Raw genomic sequence first — 16,979 nt, 5'->3', positions numbered from 1 at the left:
TTATCTCCCCATCCAACCGCCATCCACCAACAGTGTGGTGCCATTGACGTAGTTAGAGGCTTGTGAGGCTAAAAATACAGTAGGTCCCTTAAAGTCTTCAGGCTCTCCCCAACGACCTTGAGGAATTCTGTCTAAAATGGATTGGGCTCGGTTGGGATCGTCACGCAGAGCTTGTGTGTTATCAGTCGCAATATACCCCGGTGCGATGGCGTTGACGTTAACCCCTTTACTGGCCCATTCGTTGGCCAATGCTTTGGTCAATTGGCCAATCGCGCCTTTACTGGCGGCATAGCCAGGAACGGTAATACCACCTTGGAATGTAAGTAACGAAGCGGTGAATATTATTTTGCCTTGGCCACGTTCGACCATTTTACGACCAAATTCACGACTCAATATGAATTGAGAATTGAGGTTGATGTCAATTATCGTGTCCCAATAGTCATCGCTGTGATTAACAGCGGGGTCACGCAAGATATGACCGGCGTTATTCACCAGAATATCGATTTGCGGATGCTGTTGATTAACCGCTTCAATAAACCGGTACACGCTATCTCGATCTGAAAAATCACATTGAAACGCAGAAAAATTCCTACCTACGGCTTTAACGGCGTTTTCTATGTCACTGTCATGCTTAGTAAGGCTGGCAGAAACGCCAACAATGTCAGCGCCTGCTTCGGCAAGTCCCAGTGCCATTGCAAAGCCGATTCCTCGACTGCAACCGGTAACTAATGCGGTTTTGCCACTAAGATCGAATACATTGTCCATGTGTAAAGGTTCCTTAAGCTACAGAAGGTTGACATTGAATTAAGGCTTTCATACCCGATGGGTTATTGTCCATACCTGCAAAAGCTTGTTGAATCTCTTCCAGTGGATTAACCGAACTAATGAAAGGGCTCAGTTCAAGTTGTCCTGTCGCGATAAGCTCAATGGCTTGCTCGAAGTCCTGAGGTTGATATACTCGGGCCCCCATCATTTCGAGCTCTTTCCAGAAAAACTGGAACAGATCCACTTGCGGCGATTGCGGATGTATTGCAACCATGCAAATGCGACCGCGTACCGCGGCTATTTGAGTCATAACGTCCAGCGCCGGTTGAACGCCGGATACTTCAAAGACGACGTCAGCCCCTTTACCTTGGCTCCATTGGTCCACATAAGCCTTGATGTCTGTAGCGGTGGGATCAACGCTGTCGATGCCGTTATCTTGGGCAAATTGACGGCGAGCAGGGTTCACTTCAGAAAGTAAGACCTCTGCACCTTTAGCTTTGGCAACCAACGCAATTAATTGACCTATTGGGCCGCCGCCAATCACGACTGCGCGCTCTCCTGATTGCAGTCGGCTGCGGCTGATGTCATGGCAGGCTACCGCTAAAGGTTCCACCAACGCGCCAATTTGTTGCGGTACACAGTCGGGTAACTTATGCAGAGTTCTTGCTTTTACGGTCCAACTGTTTTGAAAAGCGCCCGGGGTGTCGATACCCATGAATTTCAAGTTATGGCAAACGTGTGAGTGTCCTTCATGACACGCAGGGCAATCACCGCAATAATCTAAGGGCCTAACGACCACTCGATCGCCTACGGCAAAATCGCTCACGTTGCTGCCAACTTCAGCAACGGTGGCGGATAATTCGTGCCCAATGGTTGCCGGTGGGTTCACTCGAGCGTCCATAACGCCATGATATATGTGCATGTCGGTGCCACAGATCCCAACGAAATCTACCGCCAATCGAACTTCATCACTGGCCGGAGCTACCGTGCTACCTGCAACAATTGAAAAGGATTTATTTCCTAAATATTGTGCCGCTTTCATTACCTATCCTAAGAACTCTTAACTAAGTGTGGGGTTATTAATTGAGGATCAAATTCGACCCCAATACCTGGATTCGTGGGAGCCAATGCTTGCCCTTGATGCAATTTCAATGGAGACTTGGTGTATTGATCGATAGGGAAAGAGTGAACCTCTAAATAGCCAGCATGGGGCTGCGAAGCGAGCAGCGATACGTGCAACTCTTGCATACCGTGGCTGCACAAGGGTAAACCGTGCAGCTTAGCAAGCTCGGCAACCTGCATAAAGCCCGTGATGCCGCCAATGTTTGAGGCGTCGGGTTGTACAAAGCCTAATTTCGAGTGGGCTACGGCGAGTTCGAACTCTTGTTGGGTATGTAAATTCTCACCCATGGCAAGCGGTATATCAATGGCGTCAGCAATGCGCCCGTAACTGGCATATTCATCGGGCATGGTTGGCTCTTCGAACCAGGCAATGTTGCAGTGGCTAATGGCCTTACCAAATTCGATGGCGCGGCTTTCACTAAGCGAGTAATTGGCATCAACCATAAATACTCGTTGGTTGCCTATGAGTTCTCGGACTGCTTCGACACGAGCAACGTCTTCTTTGTAATCGTCTTTTCCGACTTTTATCTTAACCGCTTCAAAACCTTTTTCTAGATAGCCAGAGATGTTACTGAGTAGCTTGTCGATGTGAAAGTTTAAGTCGATGCCACCGGCGTAGCATAGAGTGCGGTCGCTGGCGCCGCCTAACACTTGGTGCAAGGGTTGTTGAAGTCGATGGCAGTGTATGTCCCATAAGGCGATATCAATTGCGGACATGGCAAAGCTGACCAGTCCTCCGCGGCCAACGTAGTGCAAATCCCAATACATAGACTGCCATATGTCCCGTATTTTGGAAGAGTCTTGCCCTAATAATCCGCTTTTGTATTCGTCCTCAATTAGGGAATAAATCGCTCTGCCACCTTTGCCGCCAGTATAGGTGTAACCAGTACCCGCATAGCCATCGGCACACTCTATGGTACACGTGATGAGTTCAAAATGGGTATGATCACCGTGTTTCGCATCGGACAGTATTTCGGCCAATGGAATACGGTAATAACCTGTTTTTACTTTTGTTATTCTACGGTCCGTCATCGAGCAGTCTTTTGTTAATGTATAAAACAGTTGATTGTTAACAATCTACACATGAGCTTGTTAAATGTAAAGGCTTGTTAAGCATAGGCTTCAATGAATTTCTTTAAAGGTACTGGTTGTAGGAGGGCCGATCCTCGCGAGATGGCTAGCCAGAGACGGGTAGCGCGTGTAACCTATGGCAATGAACTATTTAGCGCATCTGTATTTGTCTCAATCAACTGTAGAATCGAGAGTAGGTAATCTACTTGGGGATTTCAGTAAAGGGGTGGACAGTGCAAGCTTACCCGCAAATGTGCGTGCCGGTTTACAAAACCATAGACTGGTGGACCGCTTTACCGATCAACACCCCCAAGTTCGCAATCTGAAGAAACTGATGTCTCCCGAGCGACGCCGTTTTGCAGGGGTTATATTGGATCTTGCCTTTGACCACTTCTTAATAAAGCACTGGCATCGTTTTCACTCCAGTGCTTTTGAAACCGTATGTCATGATTACTATGAGTCACTGCGCGCCGGTCAGTATTTAATGCCGCGTACAATGCAACAAGTTACATTAAGAGTGGCCAATGAGCATTGGTTTGGCAGTTATCAAACTCTGCACGGGGTTGGTTACGCGCTGGATCGGATAGCGCAACGTATTCGGTTCGCTAACCAGTTTCAGGGCAGTATTAAAGATCTCAATCAACACCAAGACCAAATTGAAGCTGTGTTCTTGGTGTTTTTCGAAGAGCTCATAGCGCATGTGCAACACCAAGCGCTGGAAACTTAAAGCTGATTAACGGCCCAACTTAAAAATTCTCTACGAGTCTTCTCATCCGCTTGTTGCCACCAATATTGCAGCATTTGCTCTGGTGTTGTGGTTGCTGCGCTTTGAGATTTAACATTTGTGGTCGCTGTATCTGCTGTGGTTGCGGTATCTGCAGCGGAGGGTGTCGTTGCTGCGATTGAGCTTGTTGCAGCTGCAGTGGTGGTTGCAGTAGCAGCGATAGCGGCCTCATCAATATTTTGAGTTGGGGTGTCGCCAAATAAGCGTCCTAATAGGGTGCTTTCTTCGGCGTCGGTATAGGCGGTTTCAAACGGTACTTGCTGGCCATTTAAAGTAATGATCACCGCTGGCCGCTCCGCATAAGCATCGGGATCTTTGTTAAAGAGTTCGCCTGTTGGCGCTAATTGGTATTCTTTACCTGCCTCGGCATTAAACGCAACGACAAAAGGAGATGAGCTGATTTTACGGTCGATGTCACTGATTCTATCAGCAACTAAATCGTTGTAACGCAATGCAATTTTGTGAGGGCCTTGGGTTAATTCCAGTTCACTTTGATGCTTAAAGAAATTGCGCTTGATTGGCTGTCCATCTAACGCCATATACTCGAAGGACATCGGAATTTTTAATGTTGCAGCTGATACTGGCACCGAAAGCACGCAGCTTAACAATAGGCTAACCCAAATTTTCATAATATCTCCGTCGGCTGTTTGCCGTTAGTTAGACGGTTTTAAGTGTCGTAAGCACGCTTGCAAGTGCAGTAATGCTTGTTGGCATTGTTGTAATCGCTTGGACGTTGCCAAAATATCTTGTTGGCATTGTATTTTGTCAGCTCCGATACTGCGATGAAGTCGAATATCCAACTTTTCTAATGTAACTTCAAGTTTACTCATCCAGCGCCGGTGTTTGTCAATTTGTAAGGCCAACGCGGATGCGTCATGAAAAGCTTCTGCAGGAATCCATGGATATTGACTGTTGGCACTGTTTTTCGCCGCTTTTTGCTGACTTGCCAGTTTGCGTTTAGCCCAAAGTTTGCGTGAACTTTGATGGGCGCTTCGTTCATGCTCAACAGTGACTTTGGTGCTCACCAACGCCTGCGACAACGCCTCAAATTTGTCTTGGATGCGAAGACATAAGGCTTCGATTGTTTGAGGGTTGTGGCCTAACTGGATCAGTTGCGCCAGACGTTGGATGTCTTTTGAGATGTTATTAGCGCAGGGCACCAGCTCGGCACCGTGGTGATCAAACAACTGTTGATGAAAACGATGACGATTAGAAAGCAAGTGCTTAGCACTCGGGTTTAGCTGGTTATCATGCTGCTGGGCCCGCGATTGTAATGTTTGCAGTTGCGAAGTAAGCGCACGAATGGCTCGGTTTTGACTCATCTAAAACCAAGCCTTCCATGCTAAATCCGCGGCAATGATGATCACTACAGTAATGAACACAGGTCGGATAAACGCGCCACCAAAACGAATGGCAGAATGGGCACCGATCAGTGCTCCGGCCATTATGCAGACTCCCATACTGACGCCTAGCAGCCAATTTACGTGGCCGAGGTAAATGAAGGTGGCTAATGACGTGGCATTGGAAACAAAATTCATGGCCTTTGCCATTCCAGAGGCCAATAAGATGTTCAGCCGATACAGAGCCATATTGGATACCGTCCAAAAAGCGCCGGTGCCAGGGCCTGCAAAACCATCGTAAAAACCCAAGGTTAAGCCTTGAAAGGTTTGACGAGTGTTAAATCCAGCTTCGTTGCTGTCCATCGCTTGACTCTGCTCAGAAGGTTTACGACTGAACAGCGTATATACGGCGGTCGCGAGGATTATGATAGGCAGGCCTTTATCTAACAAAGCTGGATCTAAATAATTTACCGCCGCGGTTCCAAGTACCGCACCTACAAAGGTGGTCGCTAACGCGGTAATCCACATTCGCGGTTTAAACAGCTTTTTCTTATAAAAGGTGATGCTGGCGGTCAGTGAGCCAAACGTGGCCGCCAATTTGTTGGTTCCCAGTGCTAAATGAGGAGGCAAGCCGGCGGTTAACAGGGCGGGGATCGTGAGCAATCCGCCGCCGCCAGCAATCGCGTCAATAAAGCCCGCGATAAAAGCAACTGCGCAGAGGGTCAGCAAGATATTTGGCTCTAGAATGAATTCCAACAGAAATCCTTAAGCGTGATTAATGGCGACATAGTAACAGGCCTTAAGATTCAATGACACGTCGATACCCCGGCAAGCCATCGAGGAGGGCGGATCCATAGCGACGCGTAACCAGACGTTTATCTAAAATGGTGATTCGGCCGTAGTCTTGCTCTTTACGCAATAGGCGACCGCAGCTTTGAATGAGTTTGCGTGACGCGTCTGGAACGGTTAATTGCATAAATGGGTTGCCACCGCGTGCTTTGACAAATTCGGCGTGCGCTTCCTCAACGGGCGAGGTTGGAACCGCAAAGGGCAATTTTGTAATGATTAAGTTCGTTAGGTAATCGCCGGGTAAGTCCAAACCTTCAGATAAACTGGCGGTACCAAAAATAATACTGGGCTTGTGCGCATCACACCGTTGCTTGTGTTGGGATAGCAAGGCACTTGGGCTTAGATCACCCTGCACGAGCAGTGGGATCTTAATTTTGTGTTTTAGAGCGTCTACCACTTGGTTCATCTGCCAGTAGCTGCTGAACAAGACCAGACTGGCTGGTTCGTCTTCTAACAACTGAGGCAGCTTTTCGATAAGCTCTTGTGTAAAGGCGTCCTGACTGGGATCGAAGCGCATTTTGGGTAAGTACAAGGTTGCGTTGTTTTCGAAGTCGAAGGGGCTTTGCAACGCAAGGTATCGCGTGCCGTCGTTCGCTGTTAAGCCGATTTGATGGCGAAAATGGTCAAATTGATTCAATGCCCTTAAGGTAGCGCTGCATAAGATGACGCCAGCCGCCTTAGACCAAAGCTGATGCTCTAAAATATCGCCCACTTCAATGGGGGATGCGCTGACTAAATAATCCTGGGGTTGGGTATCGGCACGCAAAGCAATCCAGCGCGCAAGCGGAGGGGCTTTGGGTGATAACTCCAGCGCCATCATTTTCCAAAGCTGTTGCAAGTTCTCCAATCGCTGAATGTAATTACCGAGCTCGATGAGTACCGGCTCGGCTTGAGCTGTGGTTATGTCACCGTCTTTGAGAGCTTCGTTCACCAAGGTTTGAATTCGGTTTAAGTGCTTTAGATTGGTTTTCGAGGAATCGGCGAGGTCAGAAGCGTGCTGCTTGAGTACCGTTGGCAGTTGGCCGTGCTCAAAGCGAACTCTGTCTTCACTGTTTTCAAACCATTGACCATTAGCCTGACACAACTCAGCGACTAACTTAAGCTCGTTAACCGTGGTGCCCAGTTCATCCATTAACGACTGACATGGCTTGATGGCCTGCTCCGAGGGCACTAAGGCTTGAATTTTAGTCATGCTCTTATCCAGTCGTTGCAACCAGTCTGCGGAGGCTCTTAAGGTTGCTGAAGCACTGCTGAAGTCGCGTGTGACTTGAGGTAAGTGATGAGCCTCATCGATGACAAAATACATGTTTTCTGGATCGGGCAATATCACCCCACCACCTAGGCTTAAATCGGCCAACAATAGGCTGTGGTTCACCACTAATACGTCCCACGAATCCATGTCGTCGCGAGCCTTATGAAACGGACAATAACGATGGTCCGCCACGTTTTTCTGGCAGGAATGTTTGTCTGAGCTAATTTGGTTCCAAATCGGGTCTGGAATGGTTTGGGGCAGGCTGTCGCGATCACCATCCCAACGACCATGGTGATAGTCCGTCAGCAATTTTTTTAACAGTTTTATATGGGCTTCATCGGGCTTGGTCTGCCATAAAGCTTGTTGTGAGTCACCGGCTTCACCGGCAAACAGCTCAAGCTTGGACAAACAAACGTAGCGTTGCCGCCCCTTAACTAATCCAAACTTGAAATCCAGCTCGCTTTGAGCCAAGAAAAACGGCAGTTCTTTTTTTACTAATTGCTCTTGCAAGGCAACCGTTGCCGTGGCGATGCACAATTGCTTGCCTTTCGCTAATGCCAGAGGAATTGCTCCTAATAAATAGGCCAATGATTTACCAATGCCAGTCCCGGCCTCGACTACCATCATGCGCCGCTGGCTGTCGTATTCACCGGCTAATACTTTAGTGACCTCAGCCACCATATAATTTTGCTCTTTGCGTCGATTAAATTGCTGCATGCCCCCAGCAATCTTTTGATAAATGCTACGGATCTGAGTTTTGACTTTGTCGGGTACCTGATGGTTTGTTTGCTTGGTTTGGCTCATGATTCACAGATTAGTGGGGCAAGGACAAACATAATAGCAGCGGTTTGTTGTGGTTCCACTAAAAATACGATGAAAATAAGGTAAAAAAATCAGATTAAATTAACGATTTAGTTTTCATTAAGCTTACATTCAAGTTTGTAGCATTAACTTAATGACAATGAAATGGTCACTTACCCGGTACTTTTGAGCCTGTTAGCGTGAACCGCTTCAAAATTAACTCAGTCATTATTAAAAAGGAACGATTAATCCTAACCCTTTAGGGTAAATTGTTCTAATTTAATAAAGGTTGTTACATAGGGTTATGTGCCTTATAACAATACTAATGACGAATAAAGACACTATTATTAACAAGCCAAAATCATTATGGGAGAGATACATGAGACTTGGTGTGATTTCATCTGCGGTTGCCGCGGCTTTAGCGACTCCGTCGGTATTAGCGTTCGAAGTATATAACGACGACGTAAACTCGTTAACCATTGGCGGCTATGCCGATATTCGCGCAGTAAATACTCAAGATACCACCGAGATTATCGATGGTACCTCTCGCATAAACTTCGACTTTGTGCGTCAAATGGGCAACGGTTGGAGTACTCAGGCCAAAATGGAGTGGGGCGTAAACCTAGTGGGCAACACCGACTTGTCGCTCACTGGTGACTATGTGCACACTCGTACCGATGAATTCTTGAATAATCGATTAGGGTTCATTGGCGCCCATCACGATACCTATGGTTCATTTACTGCGGGTAAACAGTGGGGTGTTTATTACGACATCGCCCACAATACTGATATTCCCCATGTTTGGGCAGGAACCAGCTCAGGTGTGTATACCTTTAACGGTGACGGTGGCCTTAATGGTACCGGTCGTGCAGACAAAGCCTTCCAGTATCGTAATGAATTCGGCAACTTTAAATTAGGTTTGCAGGTGCAAGCTCGAAACGCTTCTGACGAAATTGACGATCTGCAAGGCAATCCACCTCCAGTGCCGCTTGCTAACGATCCAAACCAAATTCGTTCAATTTCTTATGACAACACCTTTGGTATTTCAGCTCGTTATCAAGTGATGGATGAGTTGGAATTGGGTATCGCCTATAACCACGGTAAATTTGAAGGCGCGTTTGTTGACGGGCGAGCGTTATCGGAAACCGATAAAATCACCGGTGTGAGTGCCACCTGGGGTGGAATGTATGATGAAGGCTTATACGTAGGCTTTAACGCCAACCAAGCGGAATACCACGAAGTGGATAACGCGGGTCGCATCATGCCAAAGTCTACCGGTGCTGAAGCCGTTGTAAGTTACGCTATGGATAACGGTTTTGTGCCCCTAGTAATGATGAACTACCTTAAAGCCGACGACGAAGCCTATGGCAACCTTTATAACGGTGAATCGTTCGAGCGTAGTTTTGTAACGGCTGGGTTTCACTATCTGTGGAGCGATAAAACCATATTGTACATAGAAGCTCGTAAAGACTTCAGTGACGTACCAACAGCGCAAGCGATGGTAGAAGACGACGGCATCGGTATTGGCATGCGTTTCTACATGTAGTTTAGGTAATCATCCACAACCCAAATTTCATCATTAGCCCGTTGAAATTTGGGTTTTTTATTTTGTTAACAAAGATAAAACGTTCGACCTGCTGTTCACACTCATTCCTCCTTAGCAACAAGTGCAACATTATTTTTTCGATAAAAATTATAACCAACCTGTGGCGCTAGCGTTACGGTTAGCTTCTCTAAGCCCTGTCGGTGTTTCGGCCTAATTTACTTTATTAGTATTTACTGTTAATTCAATGGCTTTGTTGCCTTGCGGTGACCCTGACTTCGGAAAAACTGAAGTAAAGCGTGATTCTTGAAATTAACACCTTCGATTACTATTTGCACAGTAACCTCTGTTTAGACCAGTTTAATGATCGGAACAGAGGTTGACAGGTATTCAGTTGTTGTGGAATTATGCCTGCGGGTCTGTCCGTAAAAACGGTCAGAAAAAGGGAAAATAACAATCACTAAGAGTGGGGATTGCTCGCCGGTTATCCAATTCGAACACTAATAATATTGAATGGGTTAGCGGCTTATAGCGCAATCTTGCTTTATAAATTCACATCAAATTGGTTGGAAAATATGTCCAAGGTAAGTACAAGAACCAAACTGGCTACTGCTATGGTTGCTGCACTGGCGTTTGCCGGTAGTAATCTGGTTGCCGCCGATCCTCTTACCGACGTGCAAAAAGCAGACGGCAAAATGCATGTTGCTGCTGAAAAATCTCAGCAGAAAATCGATAGATACTATGATCAAGCACAAGATATGCTGTTTGAATACGGTACCACTGAAGATCAACGCGAATCCTTGAAAGGCTACAACGATTACGTTGCAGGCCTAGTTGCAGACCAAGAAGCAACTATGCAAGCGATTCAAGCGGATATCGATTACGTCGAAACCTTACGTCAGGGCGTTGTTCCTTTGATGTTCAAAATGGTTGACACTCTAGAGCAGTTCGTTGCTTTAGATTTACCATTCGAACAAGAGTCTCGTAAGTTCCGTATTGACAATCTTAAGAGCTTGCTCAATTCAGCAGACGTATCTCTTGCAGAAAAATATCGCTTAATTCTAGACGCTTACGACATTGAAAATGACTACGGTCGTTTTGTTTCGGCGACTGAAGGTAAGCTAGATGTTAACGGTAACGAAGTACTTGTAGACTTCTTCCGCTTAGGTCGTGTTGCTCTTTATGCACAAAGCTTGGACCAAAAGTCGGCTTGGATGTATGACGCTAACACTAAAACTTGGAACGAGTTAGATGGCCGCTACTTGCGCGAACTGACCAAAGGTATTCGTATTGCGCGTAAACAAGGCGCTAACGACCTATTCTCATTGCCGGTTCCAGCCGCGGAGGTTGCACAATAATGAAAAAATTAATGACTTCTGCCTTGATGGCAGCCAGCTTAAGCTTGACCGCTGGCATGGTATCAGCAGCAGACGCTCCGACGTCATTCGACCAACTGCTTAACAAAGTTAAGTCAGAAACCGCTGCGCAGTCTAAAATCAACAAAAACCGTGAAGCTGAATTCAAAAAGTACGCTGGCGACAAGCAAGCGCTTTTGAACAAAGCTAAGCGTGACCTGAAAGCCGAGCAAGATCGCGGTGATCGTCTAAACCAAACTTACTTAGACAACGAACGTCGTCTGGCTGAGCTTGAAGAAGACCGTAAAAACGCACAGGGTGACCTGGGTGAGATGTTCGGTGTGGTTAAAGGTGCTGCTGGTAACCTAGCAAGCCGTTTAGCTTCTTCTAACATTTCTGCACAATACCCAGACCGTCACCAGTTCATTGCTGAACTTGGTGCTCGTAAAGAACTGCCTCGTATCGACGAGCTAGAGCAGTTCTGGATGGCTTACCTAAAAGAAATGACCGAATCAGGTAAAGTGGTTAAGTTCCAAGGCGAAGTAACTGGTATTAACGGTGAAACCGTGACTACTGAAGTTGCTCGTGTTGGTCCATTTAACTTACTTGCTGACGGTAAGTTCGTTATTTACAACGACGAGCTAAAAATCATTCAAGACCTTTCTCAACAACCAGATTCTTACCAAGTTTCTCCAATTAAGAACTGGGCTGCTCAAACCGAAGGTTACGCGCCACTCTACGTTGATCCAGCGTCAGGTGTATTGCTAAGCGTATTCACCCAAAAAGCGTCTCTAGAAGAGCGTTTTGAAGCGGGTGGCACCATCGGTAAGATCATTGCTGCCTTGTTGGTACTAGGTCTTATCATTGCTCTTGAGCGTTTTGTAACTCTGGGTATCGTAGGTGCCAAGATTAAGGCGCAAACTAAGAAGGTTGACCAACCGGGTAACAACCCACTAGGTCGCGTACTTAGCGCTTATCAAGACAACAAGAATGTTGACGTTGAAACTCTAGAGCTGAAACTGGACGAAGCAATTCTGAAAGAAACTCCAGCACTTGAGACTCGAATCTCTATACTTAAAGTACTAGCGGCTATCGCGCCTATGCTGGGTCTATTGGGTACCGTTACCGGTATGATTGCGACTTTCCAATCAATCCAATTGTTCGGTACTGGCGATCCAAAACTGATGGCTGGCGGTATTTCAATGGCATTGGTAACAACCGTTCTTGGTTTGATTGCCGCACTACCATTGATGCTATTACACGCTCTAGTGTCTGCTCGCAGTAAATCACTGGTTCAGATTCTTGAAGAGCAAAGTGCTGGCATTGTTGCTGAGCATGCTGAGAAGAGGAACGCCTAATGATGCTATTCCTGATGGATACCTGGGATTCCGTCAGGGGCTTCATCTCCACAGGAGGTGATGTCCTCCTGCTGGTGGCGTTTGTTTTGTTCCTAATGTGGGTACTCATGTTAGAGCGTTATTTCTACTTGAATATAGCGTTCCCACGTTTTCGTAAAAACATGATTGCTCAGTGGGACGCACGGGATGAAACTTCATCCTGGCATGCACACCGTATCCGTGAAGCCTGGATATCCCAAGCAAAGCAACAATTGAACGCGCGTATGTTGATTATTAAAACCCTGGTAGCCATCTGTCCAATGATTGGTCTATTGGGTACCGTAACCGGGATGATTAACGTATTTGACGTTATGGCTGTGCAAGGTACGAGTAATGCTCGTGCAATGGCTGCCGGTATCTCCACTGCCACCATGCCAACAATGGCTGGAATGGTAGCGGCGTTATCAGGAGTCTTCTTTAGCACTCGTCTTGATGCGCGTCTGAAAGTCAGCCTCGAGAAGCTAGCTGATAGCTTGTCGTACAAAGAATAGAGAGAAGATAATGGCACGTAAGAAGCATTCAAGCGTGGAAGAAGAAGCGCAAATCGATATGACACCGATGCTTGACATCGTGTTCATCATGTTGATCTTCTTCATCGTAACGACTTCGTTCGTTAAGCCTTCTGGTTTGGACGTAAACAAACCAAAGGCATCGCAGTCAACTCAGAAGAAATCGGCCAACATCTTTATTGGCATCAGTAAAACTGGTGTGATTCAGATGGAAAACCGTCAAGTTGATATCGAGCGCGTAGCAGCAAACGTTGAACGTATGCTTGCTGAGGCTCCTGAAGCTGCAGTATTGATTCAAGCCGACAAAGAAGCACAACACGGCATCGTTGTTAAGGTTATGGACCAAGTGAAGCAAGCAGGTATCGATAAGATCTCAGTTGAAGCGGAGAAAGACTAATATGTTGAGAGCACTAGTATCCTTGATCCTTGGTGCTGTCGTGACTTTTGCTTTGTTCGTTTTCATGGCGTTTTTGATTGGTGGTGGTGCTCAGCGCGCCGACAACGCAACCGAATCGCCAGTGATTGAAATCACAATGGATAGGCAAGATGCAAAGGCACAGAACAAGCCAAGGTTCAAGCCAAAGCCGCCGCCACCGCCAGAGCAGCCGCCAAAGCCTGAAGCTCCACCACCAGAGTCGAGCACCGACACCAGTGGCATGAGCTTTAACATGAGTGGTGTAGGCATCGGAGCCGCAAGTACCGGCATCGGTGACCCAGGTTCATTCATGAAGGGTGATGGTGATGCGACGCCTATCGTACGTATCGAACCAAGATACCCGATTAAGGCAGCCCGTGACGGTAAAGAAGGTTGGGTGCAACTGTCCTTTACCATTAACGAAGTAGGTGGTGTTGAAGACGTAGAAGTAATTGCTGCGGAACCTCGTCGTTTGTTTGACCGCGAAGCAGTGCGTGCACTGAAGAAGTGGAAATACAAACCGAAGATCGTAGATGGCAAAGCGATGCGTCAAGAAGGCATGACTGTACAACTAGACTTTACTTTGGATAACTCAGGTTAATTATGGCAAAACCAACTAACATAGCGACGACGCTTGTAGCTGGCTTGATGGGCTTGGCGCTTATTGCGCCGGCCACCGCCAACGAGTGTCCAATCGATGCGAGAAAATCGCAAGCAGTAGGCCAATCGGTTGGTAAAAAGGTGCAAACCGCCTTTACCCAATACAGTGAAGAAGATACCGCCGGTGCATTGGAAACCTTATTGGAAATCAATGCCCGAGATGAGTTTGACAACGCTTATGTGTCACGCTTTATCGGTAACTTGTACGCCGAGCAAGGCAATATCCCAACTGCAATCAAATACATGAAAATTGCGGTGGATTCTGACATGCTAGGCGGTCCTGACCACGCGGCTTCGCTTAAGTTATACGCTGACTTGATGATGATGGAAAAGCAGTTTGATACTGCGATTCCTACTTATCGAGCTTGGATGGACTTTACCTGTAAAGAAGACGCCGACGTTTATACGCGTATTGGTGTTGCTTTATCGGAAACCAAAAAGTACGACGAGGTTATTCCAGTTGCTGATAAAGCAATTGCGCTAACGAAAGCCGCTGGTGAAGACCCTAAAAAGGGCCCTTATCAGCTAAAGCTAACGTCTTACTACAATACCAAGAAGTATAACGAATCGATTGATGTACTAGAGACCATGATTCCACTCTTTATCGACGATAAAAGACTGTGGGTTCAATTGGCTCAGTTTTACTTACTCGTAGAAGACTATAAAAAGGCATTGGCTACCTATGATATCGCTTATCTAAGTGGTTACTTGGAAACCGATGGCAACGTTCGTCGCTTATCTCAATTGCTGTCACAAAACGGGTCACACTACCGTGCGGCAAAAATCTGGGAAAAGCACATGAACGAAGGTCTGATTCCGACCAATGAGAAGAATCTAAGAGACCTAGCGGGCTTCTACCAACGAGCTAAAGAGCACGTCACTGCAGCGAAATACTACGGTAAAGCTGCGGCTATCAATAACGATGGTGAATTGTACCTTAAAGAAGGCATTCTGCTCGCTCAAGCTGAGCGATACAAGGAAGCTAAGCCTATCTTTGATAAGGCACTTAAAGCGGGAATTGATAACCCAGGTGAAGCTCATATCCAGTTAATGCTTGCGCACTTGTCTCTGAAAGAGATTAAGTCGGCTTATAAAAACGCAAAACTTGCGGCTAAAGATAAGAAGACTAAGCGCCATGCTGATAACTACATTAGCTTTATCGAAGAAAAAGCAAGGCTTTACGGCGTAACGCTTTAATTCGACAATCATTCATTAAAAGCCCTGCACATGCAGGGCTTTTTGTTATATAAAGCTACAAGAATAAAAAACAAAAGGAACATGGGTAATGAAGCGTTGGCTACCGTTATCAATCATTGCAGCAACTCTTGCCGTGGCAGGTTGTTCAAAAGCGCCTAATGGCGACACCAATACCAGCACCTCCTCTCAGGTGGCTAAAACGACGGCCAACGAAGCCTATTTAGCCTTAGCCGACGATTATTTTAATCACGATTTGGCGCTAAATCCGATTTCGGCGACTTACGTGGGCATTAATGATTATAACGATCAGTTTGGTGATCAGCTTACCGATAAATGGCTTAAACAGCGTCATCAGCTGAACAAAGGCTTTCTCGCTAAAGCCAAAAAAATTGACCGCTCACAACTGTCTCAACAACTTCAGTTAAGTTATGACATGTTTGTCTATAACAGAAATTTGGACTTGGTTGAAGAAACGTTTCCCGCCCGTATGATCCCGTTTAATCAATTCTATTCACCGCTGTTTTCCATGGCGCAATTGGGCAGTGGTGGCAGTTTTCAGCCTTTTGAAACCGTAGAGGATTATCAAAACTGGTTGGCGAGACTGGAGGGCTTCATAAGCTTTTTAAACAGAGCCGAAGATAGAATGAGAGAAGGTATTCGTTCCAAGGTGGTGCTTCCTCGAACCTTAGTTGAGCGGATGATCCCGCAGATTAATGCACAACTGGTGCAAGATCCAACAGAAAGCCTTTTTTATGCGCCAATAGGGCAACTGCCTGAGAGCTTTAGTGATGCGGATAAACAGCGCCTCACAGATGCGTACCAAAGTTTCATCAGTGAGAAACTGACACCGGCACTGCTGGATTTGAGCGTTTTCTTGAAAGATGAATACTTACCGGCATCACGCGGCAGCGATGGCATGTGGGGGTTACCTAACGGCAAGTTATGGTACCAATACCTTGCTAATCGCAATACAACCACTGAAATGGATGTTGATGACATTCATGAATTGGGGCTTAGCGAAGTTGCTCGCATCCTAGCAGAGATGGATCAGGTACGACAGACGGTTGGATTTAAAGGCGATATGGCGGCTTTTTTCGACTACTTGTCCAGCGACCCCCAATTCTTCTTCGATACGCCTCAGCAATTAATTGACGGCTACATGGGCTTAAAAGACGATATTAATCAAGTGTTACCGGACTATTTCGACGTGATGCCAAAGGCGGATTACGAAGTCAGAGCGGTTGAAGCCTTTAGAGAAAAGTCAGCAGCAGGGGCGTCGTATCAGTCGCCAGCGGTAGATGGCTCAAGACCCGGTATTTTTTACATTAATACCTATAATTTACGTGCGCAGCCAAAGTGGGGCATGACTACGTTATCGTTACATGAGGCGGCGCCAGGGCATCATTTTCAAATATCCATCAAGCAAGAGTTGACCGATATTCCACAGTTTCAAAAATTTGGTGGTTATACCGCATTTGAAGAAGGCTGGGCCTTATATGCTGAGTATTTAGGAGTGGAGATGGGCTTGTTCGAAGACCCCTATCAATACTTCGGTAAGCTGTCTGATGAAATGTTGCGTGCAATGCGCTTAGTTGTTGATACCGGCTTACATGCTAAAGGCTGGACCCGAGAGCAAGCAATCCAATACATGATGGATAACTCGGCCATGGCAGAGACCGATATTACTGCCGAAGTTGAGCGTTATATGGCAATTCCCGGGCAAGCGCTGAGCTACAAAGTAGGCCAGCTAAAGATACTTGAACTTAGAGCAAAAGCCGAACAAGCCCTTGGCGATAAGTTTGATATTAAAGAGTTCCATTCGCAGGTATTGCTAACGGGCTCGTTGCCGATGGCGGTACTTGAAGACAAGATCAATTACTGGATTGCTTCTAAGTCTTAACGTCGTTTCCTGTCTCTAG

Annotated in this window: 16 protein-coding genes; 9 read left to right on the top strand and 7 right to left on the bottom strand. The window is 46.5% G+C overall.

Annotated features, from left to right (window positions below; genetic code table 11):
- From CLC91_RS08585 to CLC91_RS08575, 3 genes are read right to left on the bottom strand one after another with little or no spacing between them, the layout of a single operon-like run.
- Nucleotides 1-765 carry an SDR family oxidoreductase gene (locus tag CLC91_RS08585; protein WP_095500257.1) on the bottom strand — a complete coding sequence of 255 codons (765 nt, stop codon included), beginning with the start codon at nucleotides 763-765 and terminating at the stop codon, nucleotides 1-3.
- A 13-nt stretch (nucleotides 766-778) separates the two neighbouring features.
- A complete protein-coding gene (locus CLC91_RS08580; RefSeq protein ID WP_095498513.1) occupies nucleotides 779-1,807 on the bottom strand; it encodes a zinc-dependent alcohol dehydrogenase in 1,029 nt (342 codons plus the stop codon).
- Between the two features lie 8 nt (nucleotides 1,808-1,815).
- The gene (locus CLC91_RS08575) at nucleotides 1,816-2,919 is read right to left on the bottom strand and encodes a mandelate racemase/muconate lactonizing enzyme family protein (RefSeq protein WP_095500256.1); all 1,104 of its coding nucleotides are present in this window, start codon (nucleotides 2,917-2,919) and stop codon (nucleotides 1,816-1,818) included.
- A gap of 175 nt (nucleotides 2,920-3,094) precedes the next feature.
- Here CLC91_RS08575 and CLC91_RS08570 point away from each other — a divergent pair, with 175 nt between their 5' ends.
- A complete protein-coding gene (locus tag CLC91_RS08570; protein WP_332889010.1) occupies nucleotides 3,095-3,685 on the top strand; it encodes an acyl carrier protein phosphodiesterase in 591 nt (196 codons plus the stop codon).
- On the opposite strand, the gene CLC91_RS08565 is transcribed toward CLC91_RS08570, so the two are convergent.
- The 4 genes from CLC91_RS08565 to dinG are packed head-to-tail and all read right to left on the bottom strand — an operon-like array spanning nucleotide 3,682 to nucleotide 7,987.
- On the bottom strand, nucleotides 3,682-4,371 hold the full coding sequence (locus tag CLC91_RS08565; protein WP_095500255.1) for a YccT family protein: 690 nt from the start codon (nucleotides 4,369-4,371) through the stop codon (nucleotides 3,682-3,684). The two genes, CLC91_RS08570 and CLC91_RS08565, sit on opposite strands and share 4 nt — an antisense overlap.
- Nucleotides 4,372-4,395: 24 nt before the next feature.
- A complete protein-coding gene (gene priC, locus CLC91_RS08560) occupies nucleotides 4,396-5,064 on the bottom strand; it encodes a primosomal replication protein PriC (RefSeq protein ID WP_095498510.1) in 669 nt (222 codons plus the stop codon).
- On the bottom strand, nucleotides 5,065-5,841 hold the full coding sequence (locus tag CLC91_RS08555) for a TSUP family transporter (RefSeq protein ID WP_198950919.1): 777 nt from the start codon (nucleotides 5,839-5,841) through the stop codon (nucleotides 5,065-5,067).
- Between the two features lie 40 nt (nucleotides 5,842-5,881).
- Nucleotides 5,882-7,987 carry an ATP-dependent DNA helicase DinG gene (gene dinG / locus CLC91_RS08550; RefSeq protein WP_095498508.1) on the bottom strand — a complete coding sequence of 702 codons (2,106 nt, stop codon included), beginning with the start codon at nucleotides 7,985-7,987 and terminating at the stop codon, nucleotides 5,882-5,884.
- A 376-nt stretch (nucleotides 7,988-8,363) separates the two neighbouring features.
- Here dinG and CLC91_RS08545 point away from each other — a divergent pair, with 376 nt between their 5' ends.
- The 8 genes from CLC91_RS08545 to CLC91_RS08510 all read left to right on the top strand — a co-directional run bounded on the left by CLC91_RS08545 (nucleotide 8,364) and on the right by CLC91_RS08510 (nucleotide 16,960).
- Nucleotides 8,364-9,530, top strand: coding sequence for a porin (locus CLC91_RS08545; RefSeq protein WP_158220718.1), 1,167 nt, complete (start codon nucleotides 8,364-8,366; stop codon nucleotides 9,528-9,530).
- A gap of 572 nt (nucleotides 9,531-10,102) precedes the next feature.
- Nucleotides 10,103-10,885, top strand: a complete 783-nt coding sequence (locus CLC91_RS08540; protein ID WP_095498506.1) for a DUF3450 domain-containing protein — start codon at nucleotides 10,103-10,105, stop codon at nucleotides 10,883-10,885.
- Nucleotides 10,885-12,240, top strand: a complete 1,356-nt coding sequence (locus CLC91_RS08535) for a MotA/TolQ/ExbB proton channel family protein (RefSeq protein WP_095498505.1) — start codon at nucleotides 10,885-10,887, stop codon at nucleotides 12,238-12,240. Before CLC91_RS08540 ends, CLC91_RS08535 begins: the two co-directional genes overlap by 1 nt.
- Nucleotides 12,240-12,770, top strand: a complete 531-nt coding sequence (locus CLC91_RS08530) for a MotA/TolQ/ExbB proton channel family protein (RefSeq protein WP_095498504.1) — start codon at nucleotides 12,240-12,242, stop codon at nucleotides 12,768-12,770. The genes CLC91_RS08535 and CLC91_RS08530 overlap by 1 nt, the downstream gene beginning before the upstream one ends.
- A 10-nt stretch (nucleotides 12,771-12,780) precedes the next feature.
- Nucleotides 12,781-13,185 carry an ExbD/TolR family protein gene (locus tag CLC91_RS08525; RefSeq protein WP_095498503.1) on the top strand — a complete coding sequence of 135 codons (405 nt, stop codon included), beginning with the start codon at nucleotides 12,781-12,783 and terminating at the stop codon, nucleotides 13,183-13,185.
- 1 nt (nucleotide 13,186) lies between these two features.
- The gene (locus CLC91_RS08520; RefSeq protein ID WP_095498502.1) at nucleotides 13,187-13,804 is read left to right on the top strand and encodes an energy transducer TonB; all 618 of its coding nucleotides are present in this window, start codon (nucleotides 13,187-13,189) and stop codon (nucleotides 13,802-13,804) included.
- A 2-nt stretch (nucleotides 13,805-13,806) separates the two neighbouring features.
- Nucleotides 13,807-15,060, top strand: a complete 1,254-nt coding sequence (locus CLC91_RS08515) for a tetratricopeptide repeat protein (protein WP_095498501.1) — start codon at nucleotides 13,807-13,809, stop codon at nucleotides 15,058-15,060.
- Between the two features lie 88 nt (nucleotides 15,061-15,148).
- Complete coding sequence (locus CLC91_RS08510; protein WP_095500254.1) at nucleotides 15,149-16,960, top strand: DUF885 domain-containing protein; 1,812 nt, start codon at nucleotides 15,149-15,151, stop codon at nucleotides 16,958-16,960.
- Nucleotides 16,961-16,979 lie beyond the last annotated feature (19 nt).

Source organism: Paraferrimonas haliotis, assembly GCF_002282895.1.
Classification (GTDB): domain Bacteria; phylum Pseudomonadota; class Gammaproteobacteria; order Enterobacterales; family Shewanellaceae; genus Paraferrimonas; species Paraferrimonas haliotis.
This window is presented reverse-complemented; position numbering and strand designations above follow the sequence as displayed.

What these genes read in the sequence shown, in the direction of transcription:
- dinG (WP_095498508.1), bottom strand. Translation starts at nt 7,987, where the DNA reads ATGAGCCAAACCAAGCAAACAAACCATCAGGTACCCGACAAAGTCAAA.
- CLC91_RS08585 (WP_095500257.1), bottom strand. Translation starts at nt 765, where the DNA reads ATGGACAATGTATTCGATCTTAGTGGCAAAACCGCATTAGTTACCGGT.
- CLC91_RS08525 (WP_095498503.1), top strand. Translation starts at nt 12,781, where the DNA reads ATGGCACGTAAGAAGCATTCAAGCGTGGAAGAAGAAGCGCAAATCGAT.
- CLC91_RS08540 (WP_095498506.1), top strand. Translation starts at nt 10,103, where the DNA reads ATGTCCAAGGTAAGTACAAGAACCAAACTGGCTACTGCTATGGTTGCT.
- CLC91_RS08530 (WP_095498504.1), top strand. Translation starts at nt 12,240, where the DNA reads ATGATGCTATTCCTGATGGATACCTGGGATTCCGTCAGGGGCTTCATC.
- CLC91_RS08580 (WP_095498513.1), bottom strand. Translation starts at nt 1,807, where the DNA reads ATGAAAGCGGCACAATATTTAGGAAATAAATCCTTTTCAATTGTTGCA.
- CLC91_RS08520 (WP_095498502.1), top strand. Translation starts at nt 13,187, where the DNA reads ATGTTGAGAGCACTAGTATCCTTGATCCTTGGTGCTGTCGTGACTTTT.
- CLC91_RS08515 (WP_095498501.1), top strand. Translation starts at nt 13,807, where the DNA reads ATGGCAAAACCAACTAACATAGCGACGACGCTTGTAGCTGGCTTGATG.
- CLC91_RS08545 (WP_158220718.1), top strand. Translation starts at nt 8,364, where the DNA reads ATGAGACTTGGTGTGATTTCATCTGCGGTTGCCGCGGCTTTAGCGACT.
- priC (WP_095498510.1), bottom strand. Translation starts at nt 5,064, where the DNA reads ATGAGTCAAAACCGAGCCATTCGTGCGCTTACTTCGCAACTGCAAACA.
- CLC91_RS08570 (WP_332889010.1), top strand. Translation starts at nt 3,095, where the DNA reads ATGGCAATGAACTATTTAGCGCATCTGTATTTGTCTCAATCAACTGTA.
- CLC91_RS08535 (WP_095498505.1), top strand. Translation starts at nt 10,885, where the DNA reads ATGAAAAAATTAATGACTTCTGCCTTGATGGCAGCCAGCTTAAGCTTG.
- CLC91_RS08510 (WP_095500254.1), top strand. Translation starts at nt 15,149, where the DNA reads ATGAAGCGTTGGCTACCGTTATCAATCATTGCAGCAACTCTTGCCGTG.
- CLC91_RS08565 (WP_095500255.1), bottom strand. Translation starts at nt 4,371, where the DNA reads ATGAAAATTTGGGTTAGCCTATTGTTAAGCTGCGTGCTTTCGGTGCCA.
- CLC91_RS08575 (WP_095500256.1), bottom strand. Translation starts at nt 2,919, where the DNA reads ATGACGGACCGTAGAATAACAAAAGTAAAAACAGGTTATTACCGTATT.